General features: G+C 39.5%; 12 protein-coding genes and 1 other RNA gene. 2 read left to right on the top strand and 11 right to left on the bottom strand.

The genetic code is table 11. From position 1 onward, the window contains the following. The first annotated feature begins 12 nt into the window (after positions 1-12). The gene (locus tag IC572_RS03515) at positions 13-1,134 is read left to right on the top strand and encodes an aminotransferase class I/II-fold pyridoxal phosphate-dependent enzyme (protein WP_187855090.1); all 1,122 of its coding nucleotides are present in this window, start codon (positions 13-15) and stop codon (positions 1,132-1,134) included. Beyond that, positions 1,135-3,117: a penicillin-binding protein 1A gene (gene pbp1a, locus IC572_RS03510; RefSeq protein WP_187855089.1), complete on the top strand. Its 1,983-nt coding sequence runs from the start codon at positions 1,135-1,137 to the stop codon at positions 3,115-3,117. Between the two features lie 2 nt (positions 3,118-3,119). Here pbp1a and IC572_RS03505 read toward each other — a convergent pair whose 3' ends face one another. The 11 genes from IC572_RS03505 to IC572_RS03460 all read right to left on the bottom strand — a co-directional run bounded on the left by IC572_RS03505 (position 3,120) and on the right by IC572_RS03460 (position 13,731). After that, positions 3,120-3,698: a tumor necrosis factor alpha-inducing protein gene (locus IC572_RS03505; protein WP_000890854.1), complete on the bottom strand. Its 579-nt coding sequence runs from the start codon at positions 3,696-3,698 to the stop codon at positions 3,120-3,122. Between the two features lie 122 nt (positions 3,699-3,820). Continuing rightward, an RNA gene (rnpB, locus tag IC572_RS03500) (RNase P RNA component class A) lies at positions 3,821-4,136 on the bottom strand. Positions 4,137-4,171: 35 nt separating this feature from the next. Then, positions 4,172-5,644 carry a disulfide bond formation protein B gene (locus tag IC572_RS03495; RefSeq protein WP_187855088.1) on the bottom strand — a complete coding sequence of 491 codons (1,473 nt, stop codon included), beginning with the start codon at positions 5,642-5,644 and terminating at the stop codon, positions 4,172-4,174. 9 nt (positions 5,645-5,653) lie between these two features. After that, positions 5,654-5,818 carry a hypothetical protein gene (locus tag IC572_RS03490; protein WP_000394806.1) on the bottom strand — a complete coding sequence of 55 codons (165 nt, stop codon included), beginning with the start codon at positions 5,816-5,818 and terminating at the stop codon, positions 5,654-5,656. A gap of 100 nt (positions 5,819-5,918) precedes the next feature. After that, on the bottom strand, positions 5,919-7,412 hold the full coding sequence (locus IC572_RS03485) for a site-specific DNA-methyltransferase (RefSeq protein WP_462936847.1): 1,494 nt from the start codon (positions 7,410-7,412) through the stop codon (positions 5,919-5,921). A gap of 171 nt (positions 7,413-7,583) precedes the next feature. Continuing rightward, on the bottom strand, positions 7,584-7,709 hold the full coding sequence (locus IC572_RS08055; RefSeq protein WP_462936846.1) for a hypothetical protein: 126 nt from the start codon (positions 7,707-7,709) through the stop codon (positions 7,584-7,586). Positions 7,710-7,782: 73 nt separating this feature from the next. After that, on the bottom strand, positions 7,783-10,725 hold the full coding sequence (locus IC572_RS03480; RefSeq protein ID WP_187855087.1) for a restriction endonuclease: 2,943 nt from the start codon (positions 10,723-10,725) through the stop codon (positions 7,783-7,785). Between the two features lie 154 nt (positions 10,726-10,879). After that, positions 10,880-11,440, bottom strand: a complete 561-nt coding sequence (locus tag IC572_RS03475) for a 2-oxoacid:acceptor oxidoreductase family protein (protein WP_127975724.1) — start codon at positions 11,438-11,440, stop codon at positions 10,880-10,882. Beyond that, positions 11,440-12,261 carry a 2-oxoglutarate ferredoxin oxidoreductase subunit beta gene (locus tag IC572_RS03470; RefSeq protein ID WP_000885307.1) on the bottom strand — a complete coding sequence of 274 codons (822 nt, stop codon included), beginning with the start codon at positions 12,259-12,261 and terminating at the stop codon, positions 11,440-11,442. Before IC572_RS03470 ends, IC572_RS03475 begins: the two co-directional genes overlap by 1 nt. A gap of 1 nt (position 12,262) precedes the next feature. Then, on the bottom strand, positions 12,263-13,390 hold the full coding sequence (locus IC572_RS03465; protein WP_187855086.1) for a 2-oxoglutarate synthase subunit alpha: 1,128 nt from the start codon (positions 13,388-13,390) through the stop codon (positions 12,263-12,265). Then, a complete protein-coding gene (locus tag IC572_RS03460) occupies positions 13,390-13,731 on the bottom strand; it encodes a 4Fe-4S dicluster domain-containing protein (RefSeq protein WP_001918447.1) in 342 nt (113 codons plus the stop codon). Before IC572_RS03460 ends, IC572_RS03465 begins: the two co-directional genes overlap by 1 nt. Positions 13,732-13,817 lie beyond the last annotated feature (86 nt).

The following is a 13,817-nucleotide window of genomic DNA, read 5'->3' as shown; positions in this document are numbered from 1 at the left end:
TGAAGTGTTTTGATGTTTTCTAAATCTTTAGAAGCCCTACGCCATGCCAAACGCTACCGCAAAAGAGAGTTGTTTGACCCTTCATTAAAGGATTACGCTTCTAATGATTATTTGGGTTTGAGCGTTAGAAAAGACTTGCTTCAAAACGCTTTTAATAAGCTCCAATCCTTTGTTTCTCATTCCCCCAAGGCTTCTATGCTAGTGAATGGCTACCACCCTTTGCATGCAGAGTTAGAAGAACGATTAGCGGATTTGTTGGGGTTTGAAAGCACTCTTTTAGTGGGGAGTGGTTTTTTGGGCAATCTGGCTTTAATAGACACCCTTTTAGTCAAAAACGCTCTCTTATTCATAGACGAACACTACCATGCGAGCGGGATTTTTAGCACGAAAGCGAAGTCTAATCAAGTGGTTTTTTTCTCGCACAATGACGCTAAAGATTTACAACAAAAACTCTTTAACGCCCCTAAAAACAAGCTCAAATTCATAGCCATTGAGGGGGTTTATTCTATGGATGCGAGCATCACTCCTTATGATTTTTATGCAATCACTCAAGAGACTCCTAACGCTTTTTTAATCGTAGATGAAGCCCATAGTTTTGGGACTATCGGCGAGAATTTATTGGGTTTTTTAGAATATTATCGCATCAAAGAAAAAGACAAAATCATTAAGCTCAGCACTTTTTCTAAAGCGCTTGCGAGCTATGGGGCGTGTGTTTTAGCCCCCTTACAAACCATAGAGTTTTTAACCAATCGCGCTAAAAGCGTGATTTACACCACCGCTTTAAGCCTGTTAGACACCGCTTTAACTTTGGCCCATTTAGAATACTTTATCGCGCAAAAACAAGAATTAAAAAATGAGCTTAGCAAACACCAACAGATTATTTTTGAAACCTTAGGTATTAGAACGCTCGCAGGATTTTTTACTCTAGAATTTGAAAACAATCCCGCTCTTTTAAACGCTCATCATTTTTTGAAAGAAAAGGGGTTTTTAGTGGGTGCTATCCGCCCCCCCACGGTTTCTAAACCCCTTTTACGAGTTTCTTTATCTCTCAAAAACAGCTTAGAAGACACTAAAGATCTTGCAAACACCCTTTTAAATTATTCTAAAATACAATCTTCTTTTAAGAGTGGTTAAATGCTAAAAAAGATTTTTTATGGTTTTATCGTTTTATTTTTGATTATCATAGGGTTGTTAGCCATTCTTATCGCTCAAGTTTGGGTAACTACGGATAAGGATATTGCTAAGATTAAAGATTATCGCCCGGGCGTCGCTTCACAGATTTTAGACCGAAAAGGGCGTTTGATTGCTAATATTTATGATAAGGAATTTCGTTTTTATGCGCGTTTTGAAGAAATCCCTCCACGATTTATTGAAAGCCTTCTAGCGGTAGAAGACACCCTCTTTTTTGAACATGGGGGGATCAATTTAGACGCTATCATGCGCGCTATGATTAAAAACGCTAAAAGCGGTCGTTACACCGAAGGGGGTAGCACCCTAACCCAACAACTCGTTAAAAACATGGTGCTCACGCGAGAAAAAACCCTAACCAGAAAGCTCAAAGAAGCCATCATTTCTTTACGCATTGAAAAAGTCTTAAGCAAAGAAGAAATTTTAGAGCGTTATTTGAACCAAACTTTCTTTGGGCATGGGTATTATGGCGTGAAAACCGCAAGCTTAGGGTATTTTAAAAAACCCCTTGACAAACTCACGCTTAAAGAAATCACCATGTTAGTCGCCTTACCTAGGGCTCCGAGTTTTTATGACCCTACCAAAAACTTAGAATTTTCACTCTCTAGGGCTAATGATATTTTAAGGCGGTTGTATTCTTTAGGCTGGATTTCTTCTAACGAGCTCAAAGGCGCTCTCAATGAAGTGCCAATCGTTTATAACCAAACTTCCACGCAAAACATCGCCCCTTATGTCGTGGATGAAGTGTTGAAGCAATTGGATCAATTAGACGGGCTAAAAACTCAAGGCTATACCATAAAACTCACGATAGATTTGGATTACCAACGCTTAGCGTTAGAGTCTTTGCGTTTTGGGCATCAAAAAATCTTAGAAAAAATCGCTAAAGAGAAGCCAAAAACTAACGCCTCTAATGATGAAGATGAAGACAACTTGAACGCTAGCATGATAGTTACAGACACGAGCACCGGTAAGATTTTAGCTTTAGTGGGGGGGATTGATTATAAAAAAAGCGCTTTCAATCGCGCCACGCAAGCCAAACGGCAATTTGGGAGCGCGATCAAGCCTTTTGTGTATCAAATCGCCTTTGATAATGGCTATTCCACGACTTCTAAAATCCCTGATACCGCACGAAATTTTGAAAATGGCAATTATAGTAAAAACAGCGCGCAAAACCACGCATGGCACCCTAGCAATTATACTCGCAAATTTTTAGGGCTTGTAACCTTGCAAGAAGCCTTGAGCCATTCGTTAAATCTAGCTACGATCAATTTAAGCGATCAGCTTGGCTTTGAAAAAATTTATCAATCTTTAAGCGACATGGGGTTTAAAAACCTCCCCAAAGATTTGTCTATTGTGTTAGGGAGCTTTGCTATCTCACCCATTGATGCGGCTGAAAAGTATTCTCTATTTTCTAATTACGGCTCCATGCTCAAACCCATGCTCATTGAAAGCATCACCAACCAACAAAACGAAGTCAAAGCTTTCACGCCCATTGAAACCAAAAAGATCACCTCCAAAGAACAAGCCTTTTTAACCCTTTCAGTGCTGATGAATGCGGTAGAAAACGGCACAGGGCGTTTGGCACGCATTAAAGGTTTAGAAATTGCCGGTAAAACCGGAACTTCTAACAACAATATTGACGCTTGGTTTATTGGCTTTACCCCCACCTTACAAAGCGTGATCTGGTTTGGGAGGGACGATAACACACCTATTAGTAAAGGAGCGACAGGAGGCGTTGTGAGTGCACCTGTGTATTCGCATTTCATGCGCAATATTTTAGCGATTGAACCTTCTTTAAAAAGAAAGTTTGATGTCCCCAAAGGCTTGCGTAAAGAAATCGTGGATAAAATCCCCTACTATTCAACCCCTAATTCCATCACCCCCACCCCTAAAAGAACAGACGATAGCGAAGAACGCTTATTGTTCTAAGTCTACATGGCTATAGGGACTTTAATGTCTCCGTAATTGATAGAATCTTTAAAGATTTCTTCCACTTTAGCCACAAGGATACTCACCGCTTGATTGTCTAAGGCCATTTTATGCAACCCTTCGCTCAAAGCGTCCTTATCAAAACCACGCGCGCGCACTAACGCAAACACTTCCTCATTGTTAGGATTGATATAAATCCCTAAACGATCCACATTCATCAAGCTATCATAAATGGGCTGTGTCATTTGGATAAACATTTCATTAGTGATCTTTTGCTTGATGCGGTTGGATTTAGAAAGGTAAGCCTCTTTGAGTTTATGCACAATATTTTGCGCCACTCTTATTGTCGCTCTCTTGGTAGCGATTTTTTCTATCTCTTCAGTTGTCTTACCATCCACAATGTGCGAACTATCCACCCCTTGCGTGAGATACTGGCTGCGATTTTGCAACATCCAATAAGGCACATCTTGTAAAAAAGAATTCCTTTGTGAAGTGTTTGGGCAAGTGCAAGCCTGCAGCATCAAAACACCCAATCCGCATAAAAATAATTGCTTGCTTTTTAAAAAAGATTTTTCTAACACGCTATCCCCTTTGATTTTGATTTTACAGAGTGTAACACAAATTTTTAAGATTTTAAACAATAATCAGGTAAAAAATAAAAAAAATAAAATGATTGAAACTTTATTAAAAAATCAACACGCAGTTGAGCATTAGAATAAGCCGGGTTCTGTCAATGGATGGCCATTTATCTGGGAAATATTTTGCAATATTCCTCAAGCGAAGCGTGTATCAATTTAGACTTACCATGCGCTTCTTGCTACAAATTGGGTTTGCCCAAACAAGCTAAATCGCTTTAGCTCTGGTGGGCTCTTACCCCACCCTTTCACCCTTACCTTAAAAAGGCGGTTTGCTTTCTGTGGCACTTTCCCTTAGCTTGCGCTAGCCATCCGTTAGATGGAATTTTGTCTAATGTAGCCCGGACTTTCCTCTATTCTAAAATAGCGACCATCTTCTAATGCGTTAATATATTAGAAAAAAGTAGCTTTAAAAGAGTTTAAAAATTAAGGGTGTAGAGAATATTTTTATTATTCTCATAGCTCACAAGGATAAGCTCATTATCCCTAAACCCCCCAGCGCTGATATTTTTAATCTCTTTAGGCAAGCCATAAACTTCAAGAATCTCTTCTTTTATAGGGTCTATGACTAAAAGCGTGTTAAATTCCTTACTGAACGCATAAAGCTTGTTATCTTTTAAAGCTAACGCGCTGATGACTAACTCGCCCAGTTTCCTTTTTTCTTTAAGTTTGGCATTGCCCAGTTCAAGTAAAAACTCCCCATGCACCTGTTTGTAGCTATTAAGCATGGAGATGATAATCAAATCCTTATAGCGTTTGTTAGGAGCGGTGATCAAATAAGTGAATTTAGCCCCTCTTCTTGTAGCGCTAATATAATAGTTTTTCGCCCTAGAAGTTTTTAAGCGGTTGCGTTCCACTTCATCAAAAGAGTCAGCCCCCTCTAAAAAATAAGGGAAGTTTTTAAGCGCGTTAGCGTTTTTGTTAGGAGTGATTTCCACGCTCGTTTTATTATTACCCATGATCACAATGTTTTCATCTTCGTTAAAATCCGCCCCCACGAACGACCCCACCGTCGCGCTATAATAGCTATCCAACACCATGTAGCTATGAATGGTTTTTAAATCGTTACTTACAAGATAAAGGCCTTGGTTTTCTGTAGTAAGGATCGCCCTGTCTTCATTGAAACTCAAATCCGTGATCGCTCCATTCAATTTCAAAAAAAGCTCTTCTTTTTTCTTAATCTTCAACGCTTTTGCGATTTCTAGAGGCGAATGATCATAATCATTATCTTTGGGCAAAGCGCTCAATTTCAAAGGCTCGCCCACATCTCTTCTGCCTAAAACGCTTCTTGGGAATTTCAAATGATCCCAATTCTCCATAGACCAGACCGATTCTTTCAAATTCCACGAAAAACGCACCGGATCGCTTTGGCCTATGTAAGGGAAAGGCCCGGTAGAAATAAACGCTTGCACGGCGTTAGAACCCACCACCATAAAGAAAACATAAAAAGCGCTTTTTTGGAGCACGTTTAACAAACGATCTTTAAAAGGTTGGGCATTAGGGGCAAAAAAGAGCAAAACCGCTAAAAGCGTTATCACGCTAAAAAAGACAAAAAGCGCCCAAAACTGCGTGTGCAAGCCCAAAATAGCGAGCGCGAATCCCTGCCCCACATCTTCTAAGGCATGGCTACCGGTATGATAAAAGCTCTCATACAACCCGCTACTAGCCATGAATAATAGCAAGGCAATGTATTTAGGCTTAAACCCAAAACGCACCACCAAAAGCGCCACCGCCCCTATTAAAATCATGTTGATGCGTTGCGCCCAGCAAAAAATACAAGGCGAATCTTTCAAAACATAGCCAAAATAAAAATTCGCCAAACCCACAGGAAAGATCAAAATCCCTAAAATTGCCAAAGAAAAAAGATTATAAAATCGGGTTTCTTTATTCATGCATCCCCCTTATAGATTCATGTTAGGCAAAACGCTAGAGCTGTGGGCTATAAAAATAATAAGCTCCACCAACCACACCACCATCAAAATCCCAAACGCCCAATTTTCTTTTTCAGGCTTTTTAAACGCTATCAAAATAGCGGCCAGACTTAAAATCAGTCCTAAAAACTCCATGCCGTTCCTTAAAATTTTCGTAGGATTATACTCAAAAACAAAATAAATAAAAAATGAGAGGCAAGACCACTCAAGCGGTTTTAACCCCTTTTATTTCCAATCAATACACCACGCTTAAACGCTCTTTAAAGCTGGCGTTGAGATTGAGAAAGGCTTCTAAATCAATCTCTTCATAGCCGTCTAAAAATATCATTTCGTTTTTGCTTTTGGCTAAATACTCTTGCGCTTCTTTATCGCACACAATACAAAAGTAAGCGTCTTCGCATTTGTAGAGTTTGTCTTTGATGATAATCTCTAGCGCACAATTGAGCGTTTTGCCGCATTGTAAGGCTAAATTTAGGGCTTTGTCAAAGGGCGTTAAATGAGAATGGTTGAAAAGCGTTATTTCTTCTTTGTCGTTTGTGATTTGCGCTTTGTCTTGTAAGGTATAAACTTTAAAGCCCAAATCCAAACCGCTATCTTTTGAAGATCCAATGATTTTTTGAGCGGCTCTTTTAACCCTTTCTATGGTAATATCGCTAATGATAGGCTTTGTGCTTTTTAAAACATTCTTACAAAAATCATAAGCGCTTTTATCTTCTTTTATCTCTTCATCAATTTGAACTAAAATAAATTCCCTATTGCCTTTATCTTCTGCGTTTAATTCCATCACCGCATGCGCGGTTGTCCCGCTCCCGGCGAAAAAATCTAAGATGATGTCGCCAGGATTGGTGGCATGCTCTATAATCTTAGCCATAAAATCCACGCCCTTTGGATAACTAAAATACTCCGCTAATTCAAGGCTTAATAATTCTTTAGTCGCCGCTTGGTTCATATAACAATTATCGCTAAATATTAAACTATCAAAAGTCTTTTTTGTGGTTTTTATATCCTTTAAATAGCGTTTGTAAATAAAGCCCCTTTCATTATCCTTATGCTCTTTTTTAAAGCAAATCCGCCCCTCATCAATGTGTTTTTGTATCGTATTTTGCGAAAAACGCCAAAACATACCCACAGGGGGATAATCCACTTTATTCGTGTAAGGGTTAGTAACTCCAAAATACCCCGTTTTCATATTCCCACTTTTTGCACTAGGATCACCATTAATCCATGCTCCATTAGGGTCGTTATCGGGGTTTTTGTAATTTTCTAAATTCTTTTCTCCTCCCAAGAGATTTGTATAATTTTTATCTTTAGCATAGCAAAGTAAAAATTCATGCTGGTAATTTAATCCGATTTTTGCATCATTTGTTGTGGATTTTGTTTTACGAATAAAATCTCCAACAAAATTATCTTCCCCAAAAATTTCATCGCACAAGATTTTTAAATTCGCGCACTCATTATCATCAATGCTAATAAAAATCACGCCGTCTTCTTTAAGCAAATCGCGCGCTAATTTTAGGCGAGGCAGCATGAAAGAGAGCCAACCGCTATGCGTCCCACTCCCTTGAGTGTTTTTAAAAAATTTCAAGCTTTCGCTTTCTATTTCCTCCCCATTTTCATCTATTTCAAGCAAGCCCACTTCCCTTAAAATCTTTTGATAATCTTGCCTGAAATTATCCGGATAAATAAAATTTTCGTTTGTCGTATTGTAAGGCGGATCAATGTAAATCATCTTTATTTTTTCGCTGTAAGCGGATTTTAAAAGTTTGAGCGCATCAAGATTATCGCCTATGATAATAGCATTGCCGGGGTGTTTGCTGGCTGAAGTTTGGGGCGTAAAGCTTTCTTGTAATTTGAGTTGTTTTTGGCAAGGTTCAGAATAAAGAGCGTTAGCAAGCCCTTTTCACGTCCAAGTGAGCTCATAGCCGCTGATATCATTCATGCTTTCATTAAAGCCTAAAAGCATTTTGATAGCGCTTAAGCTCACTTGTCCGTCTTTTATCGTTTGTGGGAAGTTCTTTAAAAGCATGTCAAAAAGGGGGTTATTTTCTTGCTGGCTTGGATAATGTTGATACCCATTTTTTTGGCTTGATTTTTATCTGTCATAGCGTTTCCTTTAATGCGCTTTTAAGCACGCTCAATAAATCTTGTTTGTTAATGCGTGTGGCAAAAACGACTCGTATTTCTTTTTTCGCGTTCTTTAAATTTTGAGATAGCGTTTCAAAAAATTTCTTAGCGTATTCAATTTTACGCTTTTCATCTGGCGGGATATCGCTTTCTTTTTCATAACCTTTGGTTTCGCAAACAAAAAAGATTTTTGCACCCTTTTCATCTTTAAGCAAATAAGCAAAATCGGGCTCATAGTTTTTATAAGGTGTTGGGATTTTAAATTTAGGGAGCTTGGCAAAAACTTCTACGCTTTTACCTTCCAGTGTTTGCACCCCCTCTTCACTCACTTCTTCTTCAATTTTAGAATCATAAATGATCGTATCATAAAGATAGTTTTGGCTTGGAGTTTGCGCGCTTTTGTATTTGCCTAATTTGTGTTTTTCAATCTCATTTTTGGGCGAGCCATCTTCACAATAAAGCGGATCGGTTTTATCAAAAGCCGTGTTAGAAAAGGCGTTTTGGCAAAATCCATAACTCACGCAAGAAAGCAAATTCGCATGCAACTTATCTTTGATAATGTCTTTAAGCAATTTAAAGGCTTTTTTAGGTGAGTTTGTGAAATGCTCTTTGTTTAAAGCGTTGTAGAGTTCAAGCGTGAATTTTAAGGGCAATGATTCGTCTTTGGCAAAGTCAAGCAGAAGCGCGTTGATTTCTTTTTGTAAGGCGTTAGCGTAGTTTTTCTCTTTTAAAACGCTTGATGATTCTGTGATGATTTGATTCGTTTTTGCATCATACCTTTTGCTTTCAAAAGTGATTACTTCATGCACCACTTGGCTTTCATTAAACGCTTTGGTGATAGATTCTATCAGCTTGTTTTTTTGGATATTTTGATAGCTTAATTGGCTTTGCGCGTTGATGGTTTGCCATAACTCTTTAAATTCCTTAGCTAAATTTTGGCGGATTTTGACTTTTTCTTGAGGTTGGTTAGCGTTTATAATTTGATCGCGCTTGTTGGTGGGATTTTCAGCCATTTTAAAGGCGTTTAAAACGGCGTGATATTCTTCATCGCTTAAAAAGCTTTTTATCCTTTCTTCGTTGTTTTGCATCGCTTCATAAATGGGCGCGATGATTTTGTAAGCGTTGTTTGTTTCGTCAAATTCTACGGCGTTTAATTTTTCTAATGCATCGCAAAATTTATTGATCTTTTTTTCATTAAGCCCTAACCTGGCTAAAATCTCTCTGTCTAGTGCACTGCCACCACTGATAAAACTGCTCGCTTCAATCTCTTTTTGCAAATTCTCTATAAAGCCCACTTCCTCGCCACTCACTAGCATGTCAAGGTGGTTTATTTTATAAAAAGCGTCGTCGTTTGCCTTTAAAAATCCATGCGTAACGCGCTTGCCCTCTTGATTGATAGCGATTCTTAACCCGCGCCCCACTTGCTGATGGCGGCTTGTTTCGCTGGTAGAATTTGCCAGTTTAATAAGAGTAAAAATGTTTGGATTATCCCAACCCTCTTGCAAAGCCCACACGCTAAAAATAAAACGCAAAGGCGTTTGAAATGAAAGCAATTTTTCTTTTTCGCTCAAAATCATTTTAATGTCGTTGGCTTCAATGTCTTCTTTTTTGCTTTCTTTTTTGCCTTTATTGAGCGCTACGCTATCGCCGCTAAAATAACCTTGATGGACGCGTAAATTACCGATCTCATCAAAATCTCTCGCTAAATATTCTTTATAGCTTGGCGATAAATTTTCCCTTGCTAGAATTGAAGCGCGTTTGAGTTTGTAAAGCCTTTCAAATTCGGTTTTAATAAAGGGCGTGCCTTTGTTATCAATTTGTCTAAAATCCTCAATTTTTGGGATAAAAAACAGGCTTAACGCTTTAATGTCTTGGTCAAATAAAAACGCCTCTTTTTCAAAATGCAAGTCAATGGCTTTTTCTAAAAGAGTGCTGATTTCATCTTGCGTGAGTTTATAAGAAGCCTTTTCAAGCGTAGCGCCATTACTCAAATAAGCCTTGTCTTTGGTGGTTTTGACCAAGCTAACGCCGTTAAAAGAAGCGTTAATTTTGCCTAAATCCTCTCCTTTTGAAAGCGTGATTTGTTTAAGAATGCCCGCTTTATAAAAGGCAATTTTTGCGCTTTTTGAATCCGCATTGAGCAAAAACGGGCTTTGCACATCTTGCATGACAGAATGGACACGGATTTGTTTGACAAGGTAATTTCTAAACGTGCTGATTGAATCCAAACAAAAGGCTACATTGCTTAAAGCATGCTCTTTTTCTTTGGCAAAAGTCGCCCCAAAGCGAAAATAAAGCGCGCCTATTTTACTAAAATACTTACCAAACGCCTCACCTTTAAGCAAATGCGGCTCGTCTATGATAGAAATAGGCTTTAAATCAGCGATATTTTCAAAAATGCTTTTAGTGTTAAAAAGGTTTTCGCTGTTTTTATTGAGTATGTTTCCCTCCTTGTCAATCGCACTGTTAGTGAGGAGCAAGACGCTCAATTCATCTTGGTTTTTAAGGTAATGGTTAATAATGTTGCTTGGCGATTTAACCCCTTCATAAGTGTAGGTTTTCAGGTGGCGTTTGAATTCTAAATAAAAATAATCTTTCGTAAGGCGGATATTTTGCTTAACCGACTCCAAAATGGGTTTTCGTGGGACAAAGATGATGAATTTATTTTGCTTGTAAGCCTTGTGGAGCGCAAAAATCAAATTCAAATAAGTGAAAGTTTTGCCCGTGCCTGTTTCCATTAAAATATCAACATTAAGCTTACCGCTTAAATTTTTGACAGGAATTTCGCATGCGGCGTTGAATTGACTTAAACAATCTTTTAGATTTAAGGCATCGTGGCGCTTAAAATCAAAGCCATCTAAAAGCGTGATAATGTTATTAATACACTCTTGCTGGTAGTCTTGCTTTTCAAAAATCATTGGTGTTTTTGCCTTTGGTGTTTGCGAGCGTCTTAATCTAAAATGGGTAAAAAAGCAAAGCCCCTTTTTAGAGCTTGAGTTATCTTGAACCCATTACAATCAAGTTCTCAAAAATTTATTAAGAAAATCAATTCAAAACAAGAGTTTAGAGCCATTAAGCCCTAACTTTCAAAGCTTCTAAAGCATGTTTTTTGCCAATTTCAAAGGCTTTTTTGTTGGTGTCAGCGACTTTTGCAGGGACTTTTTTAAGCATGGTGTCTAGAACGATATTTTCTTCCACGCATTTAGTCAGCTCCACGGTAATGGCTAGCGCCACCACAGATTGCGTGATAATGTTACCCACTTCATCTTTAGCGATGCTGATAATGGGGATTTTATAAAGTTGGTATTTTTCCTCATCTTCTTTAGTGGGGGTTACCAAATTGGGATCAATGACAACGATACCGCCTTTTTTAATATCGCTTTTAAACTGGTTGTAGCTGATTTGAGCGACTGAAAGCATGAAATCAATCTCGCCCTCTTTAGCATAAGGGAAAATAATTTCATCTCTGTCTAGCAAAATATCCACTTTAGTGGGCCCTCCACGCACTTGCGAAGTGTAAGTGGAAGTCTTAGTGCCATAGCCCCCACTCACAATCTTAGCCTCAGCTAAAATCTCTCCCGCTAACAACACGCCTTGCCCTCCAACGCCTGTAAATCGTAACTGCGCTTCCATTATTGTTTTCCTTGTGCTTTTTCAATGATTTCTTGATACGCTTCGCAATATTCTTTCCTGTCCGTGTCATGCTTTAAAACGCCTGTAGGGAATTTATCCACCCTTTCTTCAGGGCTCATGGCTTCAAACTGGCGTTTGCTCACTAATCGGCTTTCCATCCATTTCAGCATTTGAGACGCTTCGCCCATTTTATTCTTACGCCCTAAATTGATATGGCAATTGCTATGGACATCAAAGAAGCTAAAACCCTTATGCGTGAATCCTTCTTTAAGCACTTTTTCTAATTTTTGAGGGTCTAAAACGCTCTCTCTAGCCACAAAACTCGCCCCGGCAGCGGTGGTTAAAGCGCATGGGTCAAATTGGTTATCAATATTCCCCCATTGAGCCGTAACCGTCCACATGCCATTAGGCGTGGTGGGCGAAGTTTGGGAGTTGGTCAAACCATAAATGAAATTATTCACTAAAATAAAATTCAAATCAATGTTTCTTCTGCATGCGTGCATGGTGTGATTGCCTCCAATCGCAAAGCCATCGCCATCGCCAGAAACCACGATCACATGCTTACTAGGATTAGCCAATTTAATCCCTGTCGCATACGCTACAGCCCTACCATGCGTGGTATGAACGGTGTTGCAATTCACATACGAACTCATGCGCCCGCTGCAACCAATCCCGCTCACCAAGCACACATCATCCATTTTCCAGCCTAAGGCATCAATCGTGCGGATAATGGATTTTAAAATCACGCCATCGCCACAGCCCCAACACCACAAAGTGGGTATTTTATCCACACGCAAATATTCATCATAATTAAACGCCATTTTAAAGCTCCTTCAACTTTGCGATGATTTGTTTGGGCGAAATCGTACGCCCATTGGCTTGCCCAAAGAAATGCACTTTCCTTTGCATAACCCTTTCAATCTCTTCTAAATACTGCCCCTTATTCAATTCAATCACAAGGATTTTTTCGTATTTGTCCCCTATTTCTTTCAAGCGTTTAGCCGGGCTTGGCCATAAGGTTTTAGGCCTGAAAAAGCCGACTTTTTGCTTGCTTTCTTTGTTGTAATCTTTCAAAGCCTCTTTAACCGCCAAAGAAACCGAACCATAAGCGATAACAACGATTTCAGCACCCTCTAAATCCATTTCCTCGTTTTCATTGATAATGTCTTGTTTGGATTCAATCTTATGGAATAATCTGTCAATCAAATCCCCCCCGATTTTAGCGTCTTCAGTAGGAAAGCCAATAGGCCCATGGTGCAAGCCTGAAACATGGTAGCGATAGCCTTTAAAGAAAGGGTTCAAAACGGCCGGCTCATCTTGCGCGACCCCATAAGGTTTGTAGTCCTTTTTATCGCCCACAAATTCCTTACGATTAATGGTTATCTTTTGCACTTCTTCTAAATCTGGGATTTGCACCTTGCCATACATATGCCCCACGGTTTCATCCATGAGCAAGAATACAGGAGTCATGAGCATTTCAGCCAAGTTAAACGCGCGAACGGTTTCGGTGTAAGCTTCTTCTAAATTCGCAGGAGCGAGCGCGACGGCTTTAAAATCCCCATGTATGGGGTGTCTTAAAAAATTCACATCGCCTTGAGCCACACGAGTGGGCATTCCAGTTGATGGGCCTGAACGCATCACATCAGCGATCACTAAAGGGATTTCTGCCATGAAAGAATAACCGATTTGCTCCACTTTCAATGAAATGCCAGGCCCAGAGCTTGCTGTCATAGACTTCGTCCCGCTCATGCTCGCTCCTAAAGACACGCTAATCCCGCTGATTTCATCTTCCATTTGGATAAAATGGCCGCCGCATTTGGGCAAAGCCACGCTCATCGCATGCATAATATCCGAACTTGGCGTGATAGGATAGCCCCCAAAAAACCGACACCCCACTTCAATCGCCGCTTTAGCGACTAATTCATTCCCATCAGAAATAATCTCACGCATTATTTGCCTCTCCCTTCTAAAATAGTCTCTTCTAAAAGCATGTAGTGATTGGCTTTAACCCTTTCGCTTCTTTCTTGAGCGTCTTTAGAAACTTTAGCGAATTTGAAATCCTTCCTGTCAGCCACATAAATCGCAAAATCCGGGCAGTGCAACTCGCATTGCACGCAACCGATACAGCTCTCTGGGTAGGCTACTTTGGCCACTTTTCCAAGCACCCTTTCTTTTTCAATCCCCATGCCAAGAACCCCAGCAGGGCATACCGATACGCAAATATCACAACCCTTACACCTGTCTTCATTCACCCAAACGGCAACCCCATCTGGAGCGCTCATTTTAGCCATTCATTCTCCTTTGTGCTAAAAGCTGTATTTTAAGCCCTAGCAATCAAAATTTGCCTAAAATTGTAGCAAGCCTTTTTTAATAAAAT

This window comes from Helicobacter pylori, assembly GCF_014496485.1.
Lineage (GTDB): Bacteria > Campylobacterota > Campylobacteria > Campylobacterales > Helicobacteraceae > Helicobacter > Helicobacter pylori_DD.
Note: the sequence above shows the minus strand (reverse complement) of the source record. Positions and strands in the feature narration are given on the sequence as shown.

What these genes read in the sequence shown, in the direction of transcription:
- IC572_RS03515 (WP_187855090.1), top strand. Translation starts at nt 13, where the DNA reads ATGTTTTCTAAATCTTTAGAAGCCCTACGCCATGCCAAACGCTACCGC.
- pbp1a (WP_187855089.1), top strand. Translation starts at nt 1,135, where the DNA reads ATGCTAAAAAAGATTTTTTATGGTTTTATCGTTTTATTTTTGATTATC.
- IC572_RS03495 (WP_187855088.1), bottom strand. Translation starts at nt 5,644, where the DNA reads ATGAATAAAGAAACCCGATTTTATAATCTTTTTTCTTTGGCAATTTTA.
- IC572_RS03490 (WP_000394806.1), bottom strand. Translation starts at nt 5,818, where the DNA reads ATGGAGTTTTTAGGACTGATTTTAAGTCTGGCCGCTATTTTGATAGCG.
- IC572_RS03485 (WP_462936847.1), bottom strand. Translation starts at nt 7,412, where the DNA reads ATGATTTACATTGATCCGCCTTACAATACGACAAACGAAAATTTTATT.
- IC572_RS08055 (WP_462936846.1), bottom strand. Translation starts at nt 7,709, where the DNA reads ATGCTTTTAAAGAACTTCCCACAAACGATAAAAGACGGACAAGTGAGC.
- IC572_RS03480 (WP_187855087.1), bottom strand. Translation starts at nt 10,725, where the DNA reads ATGATTTTTGAAAAGCAAGACTACCAGCAAGAGTGTATTAATAACATT.
- IC572_RS03475 (WP_127975724.1), bottom strand. Translation starts at nt 11,440, where the DNA reads ATGGAAGCGCAGTTACGATTTACAGGCGTTGGAGGGCAAGGCGTGTTG.
- IC572_RS03470 (WP_000885307.1), bottom strand. Translation starts at nt 12,261, where the DNA reads ATGGCGTTTAATTATGATGAATATTTGCGTGTGGATAAAATACCCACT.
- IC572_RS03465 (WP_187855086.1), bottom strand. Translation starts at nt 13,390, where the DNA reads ATGCGTGAGATTATTTCTGATGGGAATGAATTAGTCGCTAAAGCGGCG.
- IC572_RS03460 (WP_001918447.1), bottom strand. Translation starts at nt 13,731, where the DNA reads ATGGCTAAAATGAGCGCTCCAGATGGGGTTGCCGTTTGGGTGAATGAA.